At 73.3% G+C, this 19276-nt stretch carries 17 protein-coding genes; 10 read left to right on the forward strand and 7 right to left on the reverse strand.

The window, feature by feature from the left end:
* Window positions 1–471: 471 nt before the first annotated feature.
* Both ACFY2K_RS42420 and ptsP read left to right on the forward strand, forming a co-directional pair.
* Window positions 472–921, forward strand: coding sequence for a PTS glucose transporter subunit IIA (locus ACFY2K_RS42420; RefSeq protein ID WP_375892293.1), 450 nt, complete (start codon window positions 472–474; stop codon window positions 919–921).
* Window positions 922–1024: 103 nt separating this feature from the next.
* Entirely contained in the window at window positions 1025–2695 is a 1671-nt protein-coding gene (gene ptsP / locus ACFY2K_RS42425; RefSeq protein ID WP_380530875.1) for a phosphoenolpyruvate--protein phosphotransferase, read from the forward strand.
* A gap of 94 nt (window positions 2696–2789) precedes the next feature.
* Here ptsP and ACFY2K_RS42430 read toward each other — a convergent pair whose 3' ends face one another.
* The 3 genes from ACFY2K_RS42430 to ACFY2K_RS42440 form a co-directional block, all read right to left on the reverse strand.
* Window positions 2790–4808 (reverse strand): acetoacetate--CoA ligase, encoded by a 2019-nt coding sequence (locus tag ACFY2K_RS42430; protein WP_387718260.1) that lies wholly within the window; start codon window positions 4806–4808, stop codon window positions 2790–2792.
* A gap of 144 nt (window positions 4809–4952) precedes the next feature.
* A complete protein-coding gene (locus ACFY2K_RS42435; protein ID WP_375892299.1) occupies window positions 4953–5501 on the reverse strand; it encodes an NUDIX domain-containing protein in 549 nt (182 codons plus the stop codon).
* 21 nt (window positions 5502–5522) lie between these two features.
* Window positions 5523–6473 carry an NUDIX domain-containing protein gene (locus ACFY2K_RS42440; RefSeq protein ID WP_380530871.1) on the reverse strand — a complete coding sequence of 317 codons (951 nt, stop codon included), beginning with the start codon at window positions 6471–6473 and terminating at the stop codon, window positions 5523–5525.
* A 161-nt stretch (window positions 6474–6634) separates the two neighbouring features.
* Between ACFY2K_RS42440 and mmuM the strand changes: the two genes are divergently transcribed.
* From mmuM to ACFY2K_RS42465, 5 genes are all read left to right on the forward strand, one after another.
* A complete protein-coding gene (gene mmuM, locus ACFY2K_RS42445) occupies window positions 6635–7579 on the forward strand; it encodes a homocysteine S-methyltransferase (RefSeq protein WP_375892303.1) in 945 nt (314 codons plus the stop codon).
* A 135-nt stretch (window positions 7580–7714) separates the two neighbouring features.
* The gene (locus tag ACFY2K_RS42450; protein ID WP_375892305.1) at window positions 7715–8479 is read left to right on the forward strand and encodes an IclR family transcriptional regulator; all 765 of its coding nucleotides are present in this window, start codon (window positions 7715–7717) and stop codon (window positions 8477–8479) included.
* Window positions 8480–8787: 308 nt separating this feature from the next.
* Window positions 8788–9498, forward strand: a complete 711-nt coding sequence (locus ACFY2K_RS42455) for an MIP/aquaporin family protein (protein ID WP_375892419.1) — start codon at window positions 8788–8790, stop codon at window positions 9496–9498.
* 113 nt (window positions 9499–9611) lie between these two features.
* Window positions 9612–11132, forward strand: coding sequence for a glycerol kinase GlpK (glpK, locus tag ACFY2K_RS42460; RefSeq protein ID WP_375892307.1), 1521 nt, complete (start codon window positions 9612–9614; stop codon window positions 11130–11132).
* Between the two features lie 174 nt (window positions 11133–11306).
* Window positions 11307–12902 (forward strand): FAD-dependent oxidoreductase, encoded by a 1596-nt coding sequence (locus ACFY2K_RS42465; RefSeq protein ID WP_375892308.1) that lies wholly within the window; start codon window positions 11307–11309, stop codon window positions 12900–12902.
* Between the two features lie 123 nt (window positions 12903–13025).
* On the opposite strand, the gene ACFY2K_RS42470 is transcribed toward ACFY2K_RS42465, so the two are convergent.
* On the reverse strand, window positions 13026–14246 hold the full coding sequence (locus tag ACFY2K_RS42470) for an amidohydrolase family protein (RefSeq protein ID WP_380403502.1): 1221 nt from the start codon (window positions 14244–14246) through the stop codon (window positions 13026–13028).
* Window positions 14247–14329: 83 nt separating this feature from the next.
* Here ACFY2K_RS42470 and ACFY2K_RS42475 point away from each other — a divergent pair, with 83 nt between their 5' ends.
* Window positions 14330–14953 carry a TetR/AcrR family transcriptional regulator gene (locus tag ACFY2K_RS42475; protein WP_375892311.1) on the forward strand — a complete coding sequence of 208 codons (624 nt, stop codon included), beginning with the start codon at window positions 14330–14332 and terminating at the stop codon, window positions 14951–14953.
* A gap of 72 nt (window positions 14954–15025) precedes the next feature.
* Here the strand turns inward: ACFY2K_RS42475 and ACFY2K_RS42480 are convergent, their stop codons facing one another.
* The gene (locus ACFY2K_RS42480; protein ID WP_375892421.1) at window positions 15026–16414 is read right to left on the reverse strand and encodes a gluconate:H+ symporter; all 1389 of its coding nucleotides are present in this window, start codon (window positions 16412–16414) and stop codon (window positions 15026–15028) included.
* A 2-nt stretch (window positions 16415–16416) separates the two neighbouring features.
* Window positions 16417–16971: a gluconokinase gene (locus tag ACFY2K_RS42485; protein WP_380530861.1), complete on the reverse strand. Its 555-nt coding sequence runs from the start codon at window positions 16969–16971 to the stop codon at window positions 16417–16419.
* A 149-nt stretch (window positions 16972–17120) separates the two neighbouring features.
* Between ACFY2K_RS42485 and ACFY2K_RS42490 the strand changes: the two genes are divergently transcribed.
* Together ACFY2K_RS42490 and ACFY2K_RS42495 are read left to right on the forward strand one after the other, a co-directional pair.
* Window positions 17121–17816 carry a FadR/GntR family transcriptional regulator gene (locus tag ACFY2K_RS42490; RefSeq protein WP_375892315.1) on the forward strand — a complete coding sequence of 232 codons (696 nt, stop codon included), beginning with the start codon at window positions 17121–17123 and terminating at the stop codon, window positions 17814–17816.
* Between the two features lie 160 nt (window positions 17817–17976).
* Complete coding sequence (locus tag ACFY2K_RS42495; protein WP_380594633.1) at window positions 17977–18402, forward strand: hypothetical protein; 426 nt, start codon at window positions 17977–17979, stop codon at window positions 18400–18402.
* On the opposite strand, the gene ACFY2K_RS42500 is transcribed toward ACFY2K_RS42495, so the two are convergent.
* Complete coding sequence (locus ACFY2K_RS42500; protein WP_380530856.1) at window positions 18395–19153, reverse strand: metallophosphoesterase; 759 nt, start codon at window positions 19151–19153, stop codon at window positions 18395–18397. The genes ACFY2K_RS42495 and ACFY2K_RS42500 overlap by 8 nt on opposite strands.
* Window positions 19154–19276: the final 123 nt, after the last annotated feature.

The raw sequence follows: 19276 nt of genomic DNA on the forward strand, positions 1-19276 counted from the left end.
GGAACGGACGCTTCCTTCGGACCGCCTTCCAGCGGGCCCTCCGGGCGCTTCGTTCTTTCGTGTTTCCAGCTTACCAGATGTTTTCCGCTCCGTTTACCGGGGCTTTTTGCATCTGAAATCTGGTGTTAACCGCCAAGTTGTGGCGACTCGGCCAACCATAGCGGGTCGGTTGCCGGAGCGCGAATCGAGGCTCGCCGTGGGTCACCCGGACGGCGGCATGATTTGTTGCTCTCGCGAGCATATACAGCAATGGTCCCGATTCGCCAAGATGGCTGTAGAGTGCGGCGCATCGGCTAAGAGGACTAGACCAGTCGCGGGTCGATGTGACGCCGGTCGGTAGACGGGTGGGGGCGTGGGTCTTCGCCCGGGAATGTCAACAGATGTCCGAAGTTGACATGATTTAGGCTTCAGTTGATCGTCGCGCCGCGCTCGCGGCCGCTTCGCTGTATTGCGTACTTGGGAGGCACAACCATGACCACTGTGACGTCGCCGCTGACCGGACAGGTCGTCGGGCTCGCGGGCGTTCCGGACCCGGTGTTCTCGGGCGCGATGGTCGGCCCGGGCACCGCGATCGACCCGGTTCGCGAGCCCACCGAGGCGGTCGCTCCGGTGGACGGCGTCGTGGTCTCCATGCACCCGCACGCCTTCGTGGTGGTGGACGCGGACGGGCACGGTGTGCTGACCCACCTGGGCATCGACACGGTGCAGCTGAACGGCGAGGGCTTCGAGCTGCTCGTCAACAAGGGCGACACGGTGACCCGCGGTCAGGCCGTGATCCGGTGGGACCCGGCCGCGGTCGAGGCCGCCGGCAAGTCGCCGATCTCGCCGATCGTGGCGCTGGAGGCCGCTCCCGACTCCCTGGGCAACCTGGTCGAGTCCGGCGAGGCCCAGGCCGGCGACCAGCTGTTCAGCTGGAACTGACCCCTCGGTCACCGACACACACCCGCCCCGCAGGAGTTGACGGGGCGACCCGGCACTCAGCGGTTCCCGGCGGGGCCGCTCCTCTCAGCGGAGAAACAGGAACATGGAGAAGACACTGCGCGGCGTGGGGGTCAGCCACGGGGTCGCGATCGGCCAGGTGCGGCACATGGGCACGGCGGTCCTGGAGCCCCCGGCCACCCAGATCCCGACCGAGGACGCCCCGCGTGAGCAGGCACGCGCCCAGGCGGCCGTCGAGGCGGTCGCGGCCGACCTGATCGCGCGCGGCAACCTGGCCGGCGGCGAGGCGCAGGCCGTGCTGGAGGCCCAGGCGCTGATGGCGCAGGACCCGGAGCTGATGGCCGACGTGTCCCGCCGGATCGCCGTCGGCAGCAGTGCCGAGCGCGGCGTGTACGACGCCTTCGCGGCCTACCGGGCGCTGCTGGCCTCCGCCGGGGAGTACCTGGCCGGGCGTGTCGCCGACCTGGACGACGTGCGCAACCGCATCGTGGCGCGCCTGCTGGGCGTGCCGATGCCGGGCGTGCCGGACAGCGACGAGCCGTACGTGCTGTTCGCGCGGGACCTGGCGCCGGCCGACACCGCGCTGCTGGACCCGACGCTGGTGCTCGGCTTCGTGACCGAGGAGGGCGGGCCGACCAGCCACAGCGCCATCCTGGCGCGGGCCATGGGCGTGCCGGCCGTGGTCGCGCTGTCGGGGGCGACGGACGTCGCCGAGGGCACCGTCGTCGCGGTGGACGGCAGTTCGGGCGACGTGCTGCTGGACCCGTCGCGGGAGAAGCAGGACGAGCTGCGGGCGGTCGCCGCCGAGCGCAAGGCCGCGCTGGCCGCCTCCTCCGGCCCGGGGCAGACCTCGGACGGGCACCGGGTGCCGCTGCTCGCCAACGTGGGCGGCCCGGCGGACGTGCCGGCCGCGCTGGAGAACGGTGCGGAGGGCGTCGGCCTGTTCCGTACCGAGTTCCTGTTCCTGGACGACTCGGCGAAGGCTCCCAGCGAGGAGAAGCAGGTCGAGGCGTACCGCAAGGTGCTGGAGGCCTTCCCGGAGGGCCGGGTCGTGGTCCGGGCGCTGGACGCGGGCGCGGACAAGCCGCTGGACTTCCTGACCCCGGCCGACGAGCCGAACCCGGCGCTGGGCGTGCGCGGTCTGCGCACCCTGCTGGAGCACCCGGAGGTGCTGCGCACCCAGCTGCGGGCGCTGGCCACGGCGGCCGCGGGCCTGCCGGTGCACCTTGAGGTGATGGCCCCGATGGTGGCCGACCGCAAGGACGCCGCGGACTTCGCCGCCGCGTGCCGCGAGGCCGGGCTGGACGCCAAGTTCGGTGCGATGGTGGAGATCCCGTCGGCCGCGCTGCGGGCCCGGTCGATCCTCCAGGAGGTCGAGTTCCTGTCGCTGGGGACCAACGACCTGGCCCAGTACACCTTCGCCGCCGACCGTCAGGTCGGTGCGCTGGCCCGGCTGCAGGACCCGTGGCAGCCGGCGCTGCTGGACCTGGTCGCCGCGGCCGCCGAGGCCGCGCAGGCGACCGGCAAGAGCTGTGGCGTCTGCGGTGAGGCGGCGTCCGACCCGCTGCTGGCCGTGGTGCTGACCGGTCTGGGCGTCACCAGCCTCTCCATGGGCTCGGCCTCGATCCCCTACGTCCGGAGCACGCTGGCGAAGTACACGCTGGCGCAGTGCCGCCGGGCCGCCGAGGCGGCCCGGGCCGCGGACAGCGCCGAGGAGGCGCGGGCCGCCGCGCAGCAGGTGCTCTCCGGCGAGTAGGAGCCGGGACCGGGAAGAGTAGGACCCGGGAAACGCTGAAGGGGCGCCCCCACCGCACCGGTGGGGGCGCCCCTTCGGCGTTCGCCCGGGTCGGTCAGGCCTGGCGGTCGACCCGGAGCCGCTCGAAGAAGCGCAGGTGGTCGAGGTTGTCGACCGAACCGGGGTTGACGGCCTGCTCCAGCGGGGTACCGGAGAGGATCCGCTTGACCGGGACCTCGATGCGCTTGCCGGTCAGCGTGTGCGGCAGGCCGCGGACGGCGATCACCTCGTCCGGGACGTGGCGCGGGGAGAGCTCGGTGCGCAGCGAGGTGCGGATGCGGCCGATGAGGTCGTCGTCGAGTTCGGCGCCGGGGGCGAGGACGACGAACAGCGGCATCCAGTAGCCGCCGTCGGGCTCCTCCAGGCCGATGACCAGGGACTCGGCGATCTCGGGGAGGCGCTCGACCACCTCGTAGATGTCCGAGGAGCCCATCCGGACGCCCTGGCGGTTGAGGGTGGAGTCGGAGCGGCCGTGGATGACGACGGTGCCCCGGGAGGTGACGGTGATCCAGTCGCCGTGGCGCCAGATGCCGGGGTAGGTGTCGAAGTAGCTGTCGTGGTACCGGGTGCCCTCGGGGTCGTTCCAGAAGCCGGTGGGCATCGACGGGATCGGCTTGGTGACGACGAGCTCGCCGACGGTGTCGGTGTGCGGGTGGCCCTGGACGTCCCAGGACTCGACGGCGGCGCCCAGGCAGGGGGCCTGGATCTCGCCGAGGTACACGGGCAGGGTGGGGACGCCGCCGACGAAGCAGGAGCAGACGTCGGTGCCGCCGCTGACCGAGGCGAGCCAGACGTCCTGCTTGACCTCGTCGTAGATCCAGCGGAAGCCGTCCGGCGGGAGCGGGGAGCCGGTGGTGCCGATGCAGCGGACGGCGGAGAGGTCGAGTTCGCGGCCGGGGTGCAGCTCGGCCTTGCGGCTGGCGATGACGTACGCGGCGGAGGTGCCGAGGACGGTGGCGCGGGTGCGGGCGGCGACGGACCACAGGGCGCCGGTGTCGGGGTGGCCGGGGCTGCCGTCGTAGGTGACGATCGTGGCCCCGACCAGGAGGCCGGCCAGCAGGAAGTTCCACATCATCCAGCCGGTGGAGGTGTACCAGAGGAAGCGGTCCCGGGGGCCGAGGTCGAGGTGGAGGCCGGCCTGCTTGAGGTGTTCGAGCAGGATGCCGCCCTGGCTCTGGACGATCGCCTTGGGCAGGCCGGTGGTGCCGGAGGAGTAGAGGACCCAGAGCGGGTGGTCGAAGGGGACCGGCTCGAACACCGGCGCCACGTCCTCGGCGACCAGGTCCTCCCACCGGAGGGCGCCCTCGGGGGCCGGGGCGCCGAGCAGCGGGACGTGCACCACGGTGTGCAGGCTGGGGAGTTCGCGGCGCAGCTCGGCGACGACCTCGGTGCGGTCGTGGTCCTTGCCGCCGTAGTGGTAGCCGTCGACGGCGAAGAGGACCGCGGGTTCGATCTGCTGGAGGCGGTCGAGGACGCTGCGGGCGCCGAAGTCGGGGGCGCAGCTCGTCCAGACGGCGCCGACGGCGGCGGTGGCGAGCAGTGCGACGGCGGCCTGCGGGATGTTCGGCAGGTAGGCGCTGACCCGGTCGCCGGGGCGGACGCCGCGGGCGCGCAGGGCGGCGGCCAGCGAGCCGACCTGGCTGCGCAGTTCGGACCAGCTGAGGGCGGCCGGCTGCTCGGTGGTCTCGTCCAGGTGGAGGATCGCCGGGCGGTCGGCGTTCGCCTCGTCCTCGGCGGCGCGCAGGGCGTGCTCGGCGTAGTTGAGGCGGGCGCCGGGGAACCAGCGGGCGCCGGGCATGGCCGGGTCGGCGAGGACGGCCTCGGGGGCCTCGGTGAAGCGGACGTCGAACCACTGCGTCACCGCGGTCCAGAAGCGGTCGAGGTCGGCGGTGGACCAGGCGTGCAGGTCCGCGTAGCGCTGGGCGGCCTGCTGGTCGTCGGCGGCCGGAGCGAGCGGGGCGGCCGGGGCTCCGTGGTGTTGGGCGGCCCAGGCCTGGAAGGCGACCAGGCTGGTGGCGGCGGCGCGAGCGGGGTTGGGGCGCCAGAGCGGCTGGTCCTGGGTTGGGGTGCTCACGGTGGTGGTCTCCCGGCCGGTGGTGGGGACGGGTGAGCTCGTGGCCAACCCGTCCGGTTGGGCTGTCGGTGCAGACCATGCCATGCGAGCGGCCGCTGCGCCAGGGTCGGCCGGGCGTTGCGCCACCCCTCGGCGGGCCGCCCCTCAGCGGGGGGTGAACTCGCCGTCGAACCAGCGGCGCAGGATGCCGTTGTGGAAGTCCCAGACCAGCGCGGTGTCGGCGGTGGCGAGCAGCCAGCCCTCGGTCTCGTCGGTGGGGAGGGAGGGCGGGAGTTCGGCGAGCGGGCGGGCGGGGAGGAGTCCGCAGAGCATGATGAAGCGGCCGTTGGGGTCGGAGGCCGTGTGGATCAGGCGGACGTCGGCGGCGTCGGCCAGGATGCCGGTCTCCTCGGCGAGTTCGCGCACGCAGGCCTGCTGCCAGCTCTCGCCGAAGTCCATGTAGCCGCCGGGGAAGGCGAGTTCGCCGTAGCCGGGTTCGATGGTGCGACGGATGACGACCAAGGCCGGCTCGGCGTCGGGCCGGGTGACGGGCAGGACGGTGACGGCGACGGGCAGCGGGTTGCGGTAGCTGATCTCGGCGCAGCCGGGGCAGGTGCGGGGCCAGCCGTCGGTGCCGGGCGCGTACGGCGTGCCGCAGAAGTGGCAGTGGGAGAACGGCCGGTGGGTGGTGCGGGTCGCTTCGTCGGTGGTCATGGGCGGATGGTAGCCCGGGGCTCAGCGGGGCCGGTCGTCGGTGGCGGGTGCGCCGGGGCCCGGGCCGTCCTCGCGGGCGGGGCGGAGCAGGGCGGGGTGCAGCAGTCGGGCGCCGCCGGCGTGGTAGGTGCGGGCGCGGGGGCCGCCGCGGGCGCCGCCGCGCTGGGTAGTGGTGCCGGTGCTCTCGACGAAGCCGGGGGCGGAGAGGACCTTGCGGTGGAAGTTGCCGGGGTGGAGCTTCTCGTCCCAGACGGCCTCGTAGACGGCGCGGAGGTCGGGGATGGTGAAGTCGTGGGGCAGGAAGGCGGTGGCGAGCGGGCTGTACTCCAGCTTGGCGCGCACCCGGTCGAGGCCGTCGGCCAGGATGCGGGCGTGGTCGAAGGCGAGCCGGATCGGCTGCGGTGCGACCGGCGGGGGGCCGGTGTGCCCGTCGACGCCACCCCCGTGGGTGTCGGCGGGCACACCGGCGGCTGGGGCGCGGTCCGGGGGCCGCGGGGCCGGGTCGAGATCGGCCACCGGGTGCCAGGCGGCGGCCGCGGCGTCCGTGCCGGCCTGCGGGTCGGGCAGGTCCGGGGCGAAGGCCAGGTAGGCGACGGAGACGACGTGCATCCGCGGGTCCCGCTCGGGGGCGCCGTAGGTGCCGAGTTGTTCGAGGTGCAGGCGGCAGAGCGCGGCCTCGGCCTCGGAGACGCCCTGGAGGCCCGTCTCCTCGGCGAGTTCGCGGGCGGCGGCCTCGTCGAGGCCCTCCTCCCCCGCCCGCAGGAAGCCGCCGGGCAGCGCCCAGCAGCCTTGGTAGGGCGGGGCGCCGCGCTCGACCAGCAGCACGTGCAGCCGGCCGCCGCGCAGCGTCAGGGCCACCACGTCGACGGTGACGGCGATCGGGGCGTAGGCGCGCGGGTCGTACGCGGCGAGCCACTCCTGCTCGGCCGTGGGCCCGGCGGCGGGCTGGGGGGACGCGTCGTCCGCTGCCATCGCCGGCTCCTCTCCGCGCCCCTGGGGCACCTGGTGCTGTCGTTCTCGGGATGAGCACAACGTAACGACTCCGTTCCCCGGCGGCAAACGGTTTTCCCGGTCGGCGGGGGGCTCCGGCTTCTAGGCTGTGACCAGGAACGACCGCGCCCGAGGAGACCGAGATGCCCACTGCTCCCCCGCCGGACTTCGCCACGGCGCTGGCGGCCGGCCCGCTGGTCCTGGACGGCGGGATGTCCAACCAGTTGGCCTCCGCGGGGCACGACCTGTCGGACGCGCTGTGGTCGGCGCGGCTGCTCGCGGACGACCCGGACGCCGTGGTGGCGGCGCACCGGGCGTACTTCGCGGCGGGGGCCGACGTCGCGATCACGGCGAGCTACCAGGCGAGCTTCGCGGGCTTCGCCCGGCGCGGGGTGGGGCACGCGGCGGCGGCCCGGTTGCTGGCGAGCAGCGTGGAGCTGGCCCGGGAGGCGGCGCGGGCCGAGCCGGGCGGCCGGCGGCGCTGGGTGGCGGCCTCGGTCGGCCCGTACGGGGCGGTGCTGGCGGACGGTTCGGAGTACCGGGGCCGGTACGGGCTGGACCACGCGGAGCTGGTGGCGTTCCACCGGCCCCGGCTGGAGGTGCTGGCGGCGGCCCGGCCGGACGTGCTGGCGCTGGAGACGGTGCCGGACGCGGACGAGGCGCGGGCGCTGCTGGAGCTGGTGCGCGGGCTGGGGGTGCCGGCCTGGCTGTCGTACAGCGTGGCGGACGGCCGGACCAGGGCCGGGCAGCCCTTGGAGGAGGCGTTCGCGCTGGCCGCGGAGGTGGACGAGGTGCTGGCGGTGGGTGTGAACTGCTGCACTCCGCGGGACGCGGACCTGGCGGTGGCGGTGGCCGCGGAGGTGACCGGGAAGCCGGTGGTGGTCTACCCGAACAGCGGGGAGCACTGGGACCCGGACCGCCGGGACTGGCGCGGGGAGCCGACCTTCCGCTCGGCGCGGGTGGGCGGCTGGCTGGCGGACGGCGCGCGGCTGGTCGGCGGCTGCTGCCGGGTCGGCACCGACGGGATCGCCGCGCTGGCGGCCGAGGTGTCGGTGCGGCGCGGGCTGCTCAGCGGGGTGGAAGGGTAGCGGGCGCGGAAGGTTAACACCGGGTCGAGCGCGGGTTACCGAGGGGGAAGGTGCACGGACGGACGGCGGCCTGGCAGACTCGTCCCGTCACCACTGCGGTCGACAATGTCGACCGCCTGTCGTCCGGAGGTATCCATGCCCGGCCCGATCCAGTCGCTCTCCCGGGCCGCCGCGATCATGCGCCTGCTGGCCGGCGGCGAGCGCCGCCTGGGGCTGTCCGAGGTCGCGACGGCACTGGACCTCGCCAAGGGCACCGCGCACGGCATCCTGCGCACGCTGCAGCAGGAGGGGTTCGTCGAGCAGGACCCGGAGAGCGGCAAGTACCAGCTGGGCGCCGAGCTGCTGCGGCTGGGACAGAGCTACCTGGACGTGCACGAGCTGCGGGCGCGGGCGCTGGTCTGGGCGGACGACCTGGCCCGGGCGGCCGGGGAGACCGTCTACCTGGGGGTGCTGCACCAGCAGGGCGTGCTGATCGTGCACCACGTGTTCCGGCCCGACGACACCCGGCAGGTGCTGGAGGTCGGCTCGATGCAGCCGCTGCACAGCACCGCGATCGGCAAGGTCCTGGTGGCCTACGACCCGGTCGCGCGCGGGGAGTTGGGCGACGGTCCGTACGAGTCGTACACCGTGCGGACGCTGACCGAGGCGAGCGACCTGGACGCCGAGTGCGCGCTGATCCGCGAGCGCGGCTGGGCGGACTCGATCGAGGAGACCTGGGACGGCGTGGCCTCGATCGCGGCGCTGATCCAGGACCGGCGGCGCAACCCGGTGGGCGCGGTGTGCATCAACGGGCCGGTCGAGCGGGTCTGCGAGGACGGCTTCGTGAAGCCCTCGCTGGTGGCCTCGGTGCGCAGCGCGGCGCGGGCGATCTCCCGCGACCTGGGCGCCGGGCGGTTCTGAGCAACGCGGTCGATTCGTCACGCTGAGGCGCGGACGGGCGGTGAGCCTGTCCGCGCCTTGGCGTTTTGCCCCGATTCGGGCCGCTCCGCTGGGTAACTTCGGGGGACCTTCCGAGGGAAGGGTCACAGCTGCGTAACCCCGCCTTGACGCGGGGCCGACCTGGGGAGGAAGCTTCCGCATGACGGTCGACATTGTCGAACGATGGCCGGGAAGATCACTCCCACGGCGCGCTCACCCGCACAGGGATCCACCGGCCACCTGCCCCCACCCGCACTTCGGGCCATGACAAGGGAGTCTTTGTGTCCGCCATCTCCAACGGCGACGTCTTCGTCGGCGAAACCCTCGGCACCGCCGCCCTGATACTCCTCGGCGGCGGCGTCTGCGCCGCCGTGACCCTCAAGAAGTCGAAGGCCTTCAACGCCGGCTGGCTGGCGATCACCTTCGGCTGGGGCTTCGCGGTCCTCATCGCCGCCTACATGACCGGGGCCAAGTCCGGCGCCCACCTCAACCCGGCCGTCACCATCGCCATCGCCGTCAAGACCGGCGAGTGGAGCCAGGTGCCGCTCTACATCGGCTCCCAGCTGCTCGGCGCGATCATCGGCGCCGTCATGGTCTGGCTCGCCTACCTCGGCCAGTTCCAGGCCAACAAGGAGCCCACCCTCGGCATCTTCTCGACCGGGCCCGAGATCCGGAACCCGCTCCAGAACGTGATCACCGAGGTCATCGGCACCTTCGTGCTCTGCATGGCGATCCTCACCCTCGGCACCACCAAGGGCCTGGGCGACAGCGGCATGGGCACCCTGATCGTCGCCCTCACCGTCGTGGGCATCGGCCTCTCCCTCGGTGGCCCGACCGGCTACGCGATCAACCCGGCCCGCGACCTCGGCCCGCGCATCGCCCACACCTTCCTGCCGATCCCGAACAAGGGCGGCTCGGACTGGTCGTACGCCTGGATCCCGGTCGTCGGCCCGATCCTGGGCGGCCTCGCGGCCGGCGGCGTCTACAACGCCCTGTTCTAAAGGCCCGGTTGGAAACCGCCGAGCACGGGGACTGACCGGACGTACGGGTAACGAACGTCCGTGTCAGGCCCACCCACCCCGTAACCCCCGAACTTGAGCCGAGGACCCTCCACATGACCTCCACCGGTAACTACATCGCCGCGATCGACCAGGGCACCACCTCCAGCCGCTGCATCATCTTCGGCGCCGACGGCCGGATCGTCTCCGTCGACCAGCAGGAGCACCGGCAGATCTTCCCCCAGCCCGGCTACGTCGAGCACGACGCCGCCGAGATCTGGACACGGGTGCAGTCGGTCGTCCGCGGTGCGCTGGAGAAGGCCGGCCTGACCAAGGACGACATCCGCGCGATCGGCATCACCAACCAGCGCGAGACCACCGTCCTGTGGGACAAGAACACCGGTGAGCCGGTGCACAACGCGCTGGTGTGGCAGGACACCCGCACCGAGGCGCTCTGCCGCGAACTGGGCCGCAACGTCGGCCAGGACCGCTTCCGCCGCGAGACCGGCCTCCCGCTGGCCAGCTACTTCGCCGGCCCGAAGATCCGCTGGCTGCTGGACAACGTCGAGGGCCTGCGCGAGCGCGCCGAGGCCGGCGACATCCTGTTCGGCACCATGGACACCTGGGTGATCTGGAACCTCACCGGCGGTGTGAACGGCGGCAAGCACGTCACCGACGTGACCAACGCCAGCCGCACCATGCTGATGAACCTGAACACCCTGGCGTGGGACGAGAAGATCGCCGACTCGATGGGCGTGCCGCTGACCGTCCTCCCGGAGATCCGCTCCTCCGCCGAGGTCTACGGCGAGGCCGTCGGCGACCTGGCCGGCGTCCCGGTCGCCGCCGCGCTCGGCGACCAGCAGGCCGCCCTGTTCGGCCAGACCTGCTTCAACGAGGGCGAGGCCAAGTCGACCTACGGCACCGGCACCTTCCTCCTGCTGAACACCGGCGAGAAGATCGTCAACTCGTACCACGGCCTGCTGACCACGGTCGGCTACCGGATCGGCGACCAGGCCCCGGTCTACGCGCTGGAGGGCTCGATCGCCGTCACCGGCTCGCTCGTCCAGTGGCTGCGCGACCAGCTCGGCATCATCTCCACCGCTGCCGAGATCGAGACCCTCGCCAACACCGTCGAGGACAACGGCGGCGCCTACTTCGTCCCGGCCTTCTCCGGCCTGTTCGCCCCGTACTGGCGCTCCGACGCCCGCGGTGTGATCGCCGGTCTGACCCGGTACGTCACCAAGGGCCACCTGGCCCGGGCCGTCCTGGAGGCCACCGCCTGGCAGACCCGCGAGGTCGTCGACGCCATGCAGAAGGACTCCGGGGTCGAGCTCACCGCCCTCAAGGTCGACGGCGGCATGACCAGCAACAACCTGCTCATGCAGAACATCGCCGACGTCCTGGACGCCCCGGTCGAGCGCCCGTACGTGGCCGAGACCACCGCCCTCGGCGCCGCCTACGCGGCCGGTCTCGCCGTCGGCTTCTGGAACGACCTCGACACCCTGCGGGCCAACTGGCACCGCGCCGCCGAGTGGACCCCGCGCATGGACGAGGACACCCGGGAGCGCGAGTACAAGAAGTGGCTCAAGGCCGTGGAGCGCACCATGGGCTGGGTGGAGGAGGAAGAGACCAACTGACCGACCCGCCGGTCGGGGCCCCGTGCCCCGGCCGGCCGCCCGCTGTTCCGGCACCGGGCGCAACCGTGTTCCACCGGCCCGCCGCACCGGGCCGACCGGCCTCTCCAGCAGGGGCCGCACCGCACCCGAGAGGAGTAACGGCGCAGCCGGAACAGCGCGCCGTACACAACCACCATGGCAACCATCCCGACCCTGGGCGCCGAGCGCACCGCCGGCCGCACCGCTTCCCGCGCCGAGACCCGTGAGCTGCTCGGCAAGGCCACCTACGACCTGCTGGTGATCGGGGGCGGCATCCTCGGCACGGCCGTCGCCTGGACCGCGTCCCAGGCCGGCCTGAAGGTCGCCATGGTCGACGCCGGCGACTTCGCCGGCGCCACCTCCAGCGCCTCCTCCAAGCTCGTCCACGGCGGTCTGCGCTACCTGCAGACCGGCGCGGTCAAGCTCGTCGCCGAGAACCACAAGGAGCGCCGCGCGCTCTCCACCGACGTGGCCCCGCACCTGGTCAACCCGCTGACCTTCTTCGTGCCGGTCTACAAGGGCGGCCCGCACGGCGCGGCCAAGCTCGGCGCCGGCGTGTTCCTCTACTCGGCGCTGTCCGCCTTCCGCGACGGCATGGGCCGGGTCTCCACCGCCGCGCACGCCGCCCAGCAGGTGCCCGCGCTGCGCACCGAGGGCCTGCGCTCGGTGGCCGTCTACGGCGACCACCAGATGAACGACTCGCGCGTCGCGGTGATGACCGTGCGCGCCGCCGTCGACGCCGGCGCCGTGGTCCTCAACCACGCCGAGGTCACCGGTCTGCGCTTCACCGGCGGCCGGGTCACCGGCGCCGAGCTGCGCGACCGCCTGGACGGCAGCGAGTTCGGCGTGAACGCCCGCCTGGTGCTCAACGCCACCGGCCCGTGGGTCGACCACCTGCGCACGATGGAGGACGCCGGCGCCGCGCCGTCGATCCGCCTCTCCAAGGGCGCCCACGTCGTCGTCAAGCGCCGCTCGCCGTGGCGCGCCGCGCTGACCATCCCGATCGACAAGTACCGCGTCTCCTTCGCCATCCCGTGGGAGGACCACGTCCTCCTCGGCACCACCGACGAGGAGTACACCGGCGACCCGAAGGACGTCCGGGCCACCGAGGCGGACATCGACCAGATCATGGGCGAGGCCGCGCACGCGATCCGCGACGAGCACCTCGACCGCGACCTGATCACCTACTCCTTCGCCGGCCTGCGCGTGCTGCCCGGCGGCCCGGGTGACACCGCCGCCGCCAAGCGCGAGACCGTCGTCACCGAGGGCCGCGGCGGCATGCTGTCGGTCTCCGGCGGCAAGTGGACCACCTACCGGCACATCGGCCGCGCGGTGCTGGAGAAGCTGGCCCACGTGCCCGGCACCGGCCTCGCCGAGGACATGTCCCCGATCGCCCCGACCGTCCCGCTGCCGGGCGTCGGCGCGCCGAACGCCGTCGCGCACCGGCTGCTGATCGACCGCGAGCCGGGCTCGCGGATGGAGCCGCTGGTCGCCAAGCACCTGGCCAGCCACTACGGCACCCTGTCCTTCGACATCGCCCGCATGATCGACGAGAACCCGGAGCTCGGCCGGCCGATCCACGCCGACGGCCCGGACGTCTGGGCGCAGGTCGCCTACGCGGCCGACAACGAGTGGGCGTACACCACGGACGACGTGCTGCGCCGCCGCACCACCATGACGGTGCGCGGGCTGGACACCCCGGAGATCCGGGACGAGGTCGAGGCCTTCCTCGCGAAGCGTGGGAACAAGTAGGCACAGCCTCGCGAAGCGCGGGAACAAGTAGGCACAGCCTCGCGAAGCGCGGGAACAAGTAGACGCGTAACTGCGGTACGGCGGGCGGGCGTTCGGGGTTTCCCCGGGCGCCCGCCCGCGTTTTCACACCACGGCGCCCGCCTTGACCACGTGCCGGAGGTGCCGCTCCGGGCGGGTCAGCACGGTGAGGTCGGCCAGCGGGTCGCCGTCGACGACCAGCAGGTCCGCGTGCGCGCCCGGGGCGAGGGTGCCGATCTCCCCCGCCAGGCCGAGCAGCCGGGCCGCCGTGGTGGTCGCCGAGCGGAGCACGTCGAGGGCCGGCTGGACCTGGGCGCGCAGGGTGAACTCCTCCAGCTGGGCGTGGTGCAGCGGGCCGAGCAGGTCGCTGCCGTAGACCAGGTTGACGCCCGCGCGGTGGGCGAGCTCCAGGGCCTCCAGGCCGCGGTCGCGGACCTCGGCGAGCTTGGCCAGTGAGGCCGGCGGCAGGCCGGAGGCGGCGCCGAGCTTCGCCGTACGCTCGTAGGCGACCAGGGTGGGGACCAGGAAGGCGTCCTTCTCCAGCAGCAGCGCGACGGTGGTGCCGTCCAGCAGGTTGCCGTGTTCGACGCAGCGCACGCCGGCCCGCAGGGCGCGGTCGATCGCGCGCGGGTGGTAGGCGTGCACGGTGACGTAGCGGTTGTGGTTCTCGGCCTCCTCGACGGCCGCCCGGATCTCCTCCTCGCTGTACTGGACCGCGGCGATCTCGTCGTGCGGGGAGGCGACGCCGCCGGAGAGCAGCACCTTGAGGTGCCGGGCGCCCTTGCGGAACTCGTCCCGGGCGGCGGCGCGCACCGCGTCCACGCCGTCGGCGATCCGGCCGAAGTGGGGGCGGGCCTCGCAGCAGGGCAGCGAGTCGTCGCCGAGTGGGCGCAGGTCGCCGTGGCCGCCGGTCTGGGAGAGCGCCTTGCCGCCGTGCAGCAGGCGCGGACCGGGGACGAGGCCCTCGGCCAGGGCGCGGGCCATGCCGTGGTCGGCGCCGCCGACGTCGCGGACGGTGGTGAAGCCGCGGCGCAGCATCCGTTCGGCCTCGGCCAGGGCGCGGACGGTGGCGTAGCCGGGCGTCCAGTTCGCGACGTCACGCAGGTCGAGCGAGGTGACCAGCAGGTGGACGTGGGCGTCGATCAGGCCGGGCAGCACGGTGGCGCCCCGTGCGTCCAGGACCCGGACCGCTTCGGTGGCGGCCGGCGGGCGGCCGGTGCCGGTGGCGGTGATCCGGCCGTCGGCGGCCTCCAGCCAGCCGGGGTCGGTGCGGGTGCCGTCCTCGGGGTGGAGCAGGTGGGCGTTGGTGATCAGCAGGCGGGTCATGTCCGGCTCCTTCGGCCGCGCGTGGTTCAGTACGGCTCGTATTGAATACGACTCGTACTGAATACACCATGTATCGTGCTGCTGTGAACCCACCCCCCACCGAAGCCGCCGCTCCCCGACCGCCCCGGCGGCGCGTCCACACCCGGGCCCGACTGCTCGCCGCGGCGAGCGAGCTGTTCCTCTCCGTCGGCTTCGCGCGGACGAGCATCGAGGACGTCTGCGCCGCCGCCGGGTACACCCGCGGGGCCTTCTACTCGAACTTCGCCGGCAAGGAGGACCTGCTGCTGGCCCTCTTCGACGACCAGGCCGCCCGGCGGATCACCGAGCTGGAGCGGCTCGCCGCCGCCTGCGAGGCGCTCGCGCCGCCGGAGCGGGCCCGGCTGCTGGTCGAGGCGCTGCTGCGGGTCGAGCCGGCGGAGAGCGGGTGGATCCTGCTGTTCCTGGAGTTCCGGCTGGTCGCGGCCCGGTCCGCGGAGCTGGCCGAACAGCTCGCCGCGCACGACCGGACGGTGGCGCGGGCGCTGGCCGACGTTCTGGAACGGGTGCTGCCCGAGCTGGTGCCGGCCGGAGCCGGGGCCGGGCGGACGGCGGCGGTCGTGCTGGCGGCGCGCGAGGGGGTGCTGGCCCGTACGGCGGCCGGCGGCGCGGCGGCCGAGGAGCTGCTGGCGGCCACCACGGCCGTGCTCTCGGGGCTGCTCGGGCACTGACCGCGAACGCCGCAGGGGCGGCACCCGTACGGTACGGGTGCCGCCCCTGCGGGCGAAGGTGCGCCGGGCGCGCTAGATGATCAGGCTCAGCGGCATGATCAGGGCGATCGCGACCACCGAGATCACCGTCTCCATCACCGACCAGGACTTGAGCGTCTGCCCGACGCTCATCCCGAAGTACTCCTTCACCAGCCAGAAGCCGGCGTCGTTGACGTGCGACAGGAACAGCGAGCCGGCCCCGATCGCGAGCACCAGCAGGGCCGCGTGGGTCGAGGACATGTTCGCGGCGAGCGGCGACACGATGCCGGCCGCGGTGATGGTGGCGACCGTCGCCGAGCCGGTGGCCAGGCGGATCAGCACGGCGATCAGCCAGCCCAGCAGCAGCGCGGAGATGTGCCACTTGCCGGACCACTCGCTCACCGCGTTGCCGACGCCCACGTCGATCAGGGTCTGCTTGAAGCCGCCGCCGGCGCCGACGATGAACACGATCCCGGCGATCGGGCCGAGCGACTTGCCGACGGTGTCGGAGATCCGGGCCCGGTCGAAGCCGGCCGCCCTGCCGAGGGTCAGCATGGCGAGCAGGGTCGCGGCGAGCAGGGCGATCAGCGGGGAGCCGATGAAGTCGAAGACCCGCTGGCCGACCGCCTTCGGGTCGTCGATCACCACGTCGGCCAGGGCCTTGCCGAGCATCAGCACGACGGGCAGCAGGATGGTCGCCATCACCGCGCCGAACGACGGGGTGCGCTCGGACCTGGTGGTCTCCTCGGGGGCCGTGGCGGCCGGGACCTCCAGCGGGCCCACCCAGCGCTCGGCGACCCGGGCGAACAGCGGGCCGGCGATGATCAGGGTCGGGACGGCGATCAGCAGGCCGAGCGCCAGGGTGATGCCGAGGTCGGCCTTGAGCGCGTCGACCGCGACCAGCGGGCCCGGGTGCGGGGGCACCAGGCCGTGCAGCACCGACAGGCCGGCCAGGGCCGGGATGCCGACCCGCATCAGCGGCACGTTGCCGCGGCGGGCGACCAGCAGCACGATCGGGATCAGCAGGACGACGCCGACCTCGAAGAACAGCGGCAGGCCGAGCACGGCGGCGATCAGCGCCATCGCCCAGGGCAGCGCCTTGTTGCCGGTCCGGGACAGCACGGTGTCCGCGATGATGTTGGCGCCGCCCGAGTCCGCGAGCAGCTTGCCGAGCATCGCGCCCAGGCCGATCAGCAGACCGACGCTGGCCACGGTGGAACCGAATCCCGTGGAGAAGCTGCTCAGCAGCTTGTCGAAGGGGGCGCCCGCGACGGCGGCCAGCAGGCCGGAGCCGAGCGTGAGGGCGAGGAACGGGTGCAGTTTCAGCTTGGTGATCAGCAGGACGATCGCGCCGATGCTGAGCAGCACCGCGATCAGCAGCTGGGAGTCGCTGCCGGTGTGCGGCAGGGCCGGTGGGGCGGCCGCCAGGAGGGTGGGGGCAATACTCACGCGAGGTCTCCATTGACGGGCCGCAGCAGCGCCACGGCCATCTCGACGAGTTCTTCGGGGGACGGGCCCACGTCCAGGACGGCGCCGCGCTCGTCCGCACCCAGGGGCTCCAGGGTGGCGTACTGGGATCCGAGCAGCGACGACGGCATGAAGTGGCCGGTGCGGTGGGAGAGCCGGTCCTCGACCAGCTCGTGACCGCCGCTGAGGTGCAGGAAGAAGGCGCCCGGGGCGGCCGCGCGCAGGATGTCGCGGTAGCCGTGCTTCAACGCCGAGCAGGTGACCACGCCGCCGGTGCCGGACTCGGTGCGCTCCCCGAGCCAGGCGCCGATGGCGCGCAGCCAGGGTTCCCGGTCCCGGTCGTCCAGCGGCGTGCCGGCGGACATCTTGGCGATGTTGGCCGGCGGGTGGAACTCGTCCGCCTCGGCGAAGGGGAGATCGAGGCGGTCGGCCAGGAGGCGGGCCAGGGTGGTCTTGCCGACACCGGAGACGCCCATCACCACGACGGTGAGGGGGGTGCCCGGGAGGGCGCGGTTCTCGACGTTGAGAGCCATCGGTGGTGCTCCTTCGTTGCAGGCCGCCACTATCGCCTCAAAGATATGACGTATTCAAGTGCCGGAAACCAAATCGTCATACTTTTGGAGTGTGGGGTAGGTCGCAGGGCGGTGCGCGCCGCGCGGGGGCGGCCGTCTACCCTGGGCGGATGGAGATCCAGGGGCTGCCCGGCCGGGTGCTTGACGAGCTCGGGCCGGCGATCGCGTCCGGGGAGCTCCCCGAGGGCGCGGTGCTGCGCGCGGAGGACCTGGAGGAACGGTTCGGGGTGTCCCGGACGGTCGTCCGGGAGGCGGTGCGCGTCCTGGAGGGGATGCGCCTGGTGGCGTCCCGCCGGCGGGTCGGGATCACCGTCCAGCCGAAGTCGGTCTGGGACGTCTTCGACCCCATGGTGATCCGCTGGCGACTGGCCGGCGCCGACCGGCCCGCCCAACTGCGCTCGCTCGGCTCCCTGCGGGTGGCCGTCGAACCGGCCGCGGCCGCGCTCGCCGCGAGCCACGCCAGCGACGACGACCGGCGCGAACTCAGCTCACTGGCCGTGGAGTTGACGGTCGCCGCCCGGGAGGCCGACCTCACCACCTTCCTCGGGTACGACATCGCCTTCCACGCCCTCGTGCTGCGCGCCTCCGGGAACGAGATGTTCGCCCACCTCGGCGACACCGTCGGGGCGGTGCTCACCGGCCGGACCGAGTACCATCTGATGCCCCATCAGCCCGAGCCGTACGCGATCAGGCTGCACCGGGAGGTCGCCGACGCGATCTGCGGCGGCGACGCCGCGCACGCCGAACGGGCGATGCGGACGATCGTCACCGGCGCCCTGGAGGAGCTCGACCAGCAGTTGGGGTGAGCTCCCGCCGCCGCCTGCCCGGATGGCACGGTTTGACGGCAGTTCGGTGGATTCGGACGCATGGTCCGGGTTCGGCGGGGGCAGAGTGAGGTGAAGGGGGCGCAATTCGTGTGCGCCCGTTCCCCGTTCCAGCACCGGATCCGCGCCTGGGGGTCGCCCGATGTCCGCGCCACGCCGTCGCCGCCGCCTGCCCGACGAGGTGCGCTCCGCCGCAGTCCGGGCGGTGCTCTGCCTCTCCTTCACGCTGGTGGGCGTGGTCGTCGCGACCCTGGCCTCGTACGCGGGCAGTTGGCTGATGACACCCGCACTGATGGCGATGGGGCTGGGGGTGTTCGGCACGATGTGGTGCCTGCTGGAGATCCTGATCTCCCGCCAGGTGGCCGCCCAGCGGATGCGCGGGCCGAACTCCGCGCACCCGATGGCGGGCAGCCGGGCCGCCCCCGAACCGCTGGCGCCCCGCCCGTTCCCCCGGCCGGGCAGCGCGCCGCAGCAGCCCTACCGGTCGCCGCCGTCGCCGTCGCCGCAGCATCCGCAGGCGCAGGCGCCGACCACGTGGCCGGGCGGGGGCCGACGGACCGTCAGATGACGATCCGGTAGTGGGTGGTGAGCCGGGAGTCCCCGTCCAGGACGTGGAAGGCGAGCATCGGCGGGTGGTCGAAGGTGATGCCGCGGCCGCCCTCGCAGGGCAGGGTGGTGGTGGACACCACGCCGGGCGCGACCAGCACCGGAAGGCCCGCGAAGGTGGTCGCGGCGGGGGTGTGGGAGTGGCCGCAGAGCAGGGCGGCCACCCGGGGGTGGCGGCGGAGCACCCGTGCGAGCCGGACCTCGCCGTACTGGCGGATCCGGTCCACGCTCGGGATGTGCAGCTCGACCGGCGGGTGGTGGAAGGCCACCAGGGCCGGCGACTCCTGCTCTCCGGAGGCGAGTCGGTCGTCCAGCCAGTCGAGGGTGGCGTCCGCCAGCAGGCCGTCGTGCTGCCCGGGTATCGAGGAGTCGAGCATCAGCACGTCGACGCCGGGCAGCCGGTGCAGCCGGTTGACCGGGTCCGTCGACGGCGCCTCGCCGAGCAGCACCTCCCGGTACGGCTCCCGGACGTCGTGGTTGCCGGGGCAGGTGAGCACCGGGTGCCGGGACGCCAGCACCTCGGCGACCTGGCGGTACTCCTCGGGCGAGCCGTGGTCGGCGAGGTCGCCGGTGACCAGCACCGCGTCCAGCGGGCCGGGCAGGGCGTCGAGGTACGCCATCACCTGCTCGGCCCGCCGCCGGGCGCGCTTGCCGCCGTCCCGACGGTGGACCTGGCCGAGGTGGATGTCACTGAGGTGCGCGATCGTCAGCATGGCGGTCACGCTATACGGCCTGCCGCCGAACTCCCGTCGTTCGCCCGGAGGGCGGGCGGGGCGGCGTTGGGGTGCGTGCATCGCAAGGCGGAGGAGGGAGCCCAATGCAGCGCATTGGCGACC

Source organism: Kitasatospora sp. NPDC001309 (assembly GCF_042896295.1).
Classification (GTDB): domain Bacteria; phylum Actinomycetota; class Actinomycetes; order Streptomycetales; family Streptomycetaceae; genus Kitasatospora.

What these genes read in the sequence shown, in the direction of transcription:
- ACFY2K_RS42440 (WP_380530871.1), bottom strand. Translation starts at nt 6,473, where the DNA reads ATGGCAGCGGACGACGCGTCCCCCCAGCCCGCCGCCGGGCCCACGGCC.
- ptsP (WP_380530875.1), top strand. Translation starts at nt 1,025, where the DNA reads ATGGAGAAGACACTGCGCGGCGTGGGGGTCAGCCACGGGGTCGCGATC.
- ACFY2K_RS42420 (WP_375892293.1), top strand. Translation starts at nt 472, where the DNA reads ATGACCACTGTGACGTCGCCGCTGACCGGACAGGTCGTCGGGCTCGCG.
- ACFY2K_RS42435 (WP_375892299.1), bottom strand. Translation starts at nt 5,501, where the DNA reads ATGACCACCGACGAAGCGACCCGCACCACCCACCGGCCGTTCTCCCAC.
- ACFY2K_RS42450 (WP_375892305.1), top strand. Translation starts at nt 7,715, where the DNA reads ATGCCCGGCCCGATCCAGTCGCTCTCCCGGGCCGCCGCGATCATGCGC.
- ACFY2K_RS42490 (WP_375892315.1), top strand. Translation starts at nt 17,121, where the DNA reads ATGGAGATCCAGGGGCTGCCCGGCCGGGTGCTTGACGAGCTCGGGCCG.
- ACFY2K_RS42465 (WP_375892308.1), top strand. Translation starts at nt 11,307, where the DNA reads ATGGCAACCATCCCGACCCTGGGCGCCGAGCGCACCGCCGGCCGCACC.
- ACFY2K_RS42495 (WP_380594633.1), top strand. Translation starts at nt 17,977, where the DNA reads ATGTCCGCGCCACGCCGTCGCCGCCGCCTGCCCGACGAGGTGCGCTCC.
- ACFY2K_RS42500 (WP_380530856.1), bottom strand. Translation starts at nt 19,153, where the DNA reads ATGCTGACGATCGCGCACCTCAGTGACATCCACCTCGGCCAGGTCCAC.
- ACFY2K_RS42485 (WP_380530861.1), bottom strand. Translation starts at nt 16,971, where the DNA reads ATGGCTCTCAACGTCGAGAACCGCGCCCTCCCGGGCACCCCCCTCACC.
- ACFY2K_RS42470 (WP_380403502.1), bottom strand. Translation starts at nt 14,246, where the DNA reads ATGACCCGCCTGCTGATCACCAACGCCCACCTGCTCCACCCCGAGGAC.
- mmuM (WP_375892303.1), top strand. Translation starts at nt 6,635, where the DNA reads ATGCCCACTGCTCCCCCGCCGGACTTCGCCACGGCGCTGGCGGCCGGC.
- glpK (WP_375892307.1), top strand. Translation starts at nt 9,612, where the DNA reads ATGACCTCCACCGGTAACTACATCGCCGCGATCGACCAGGGCACCACC.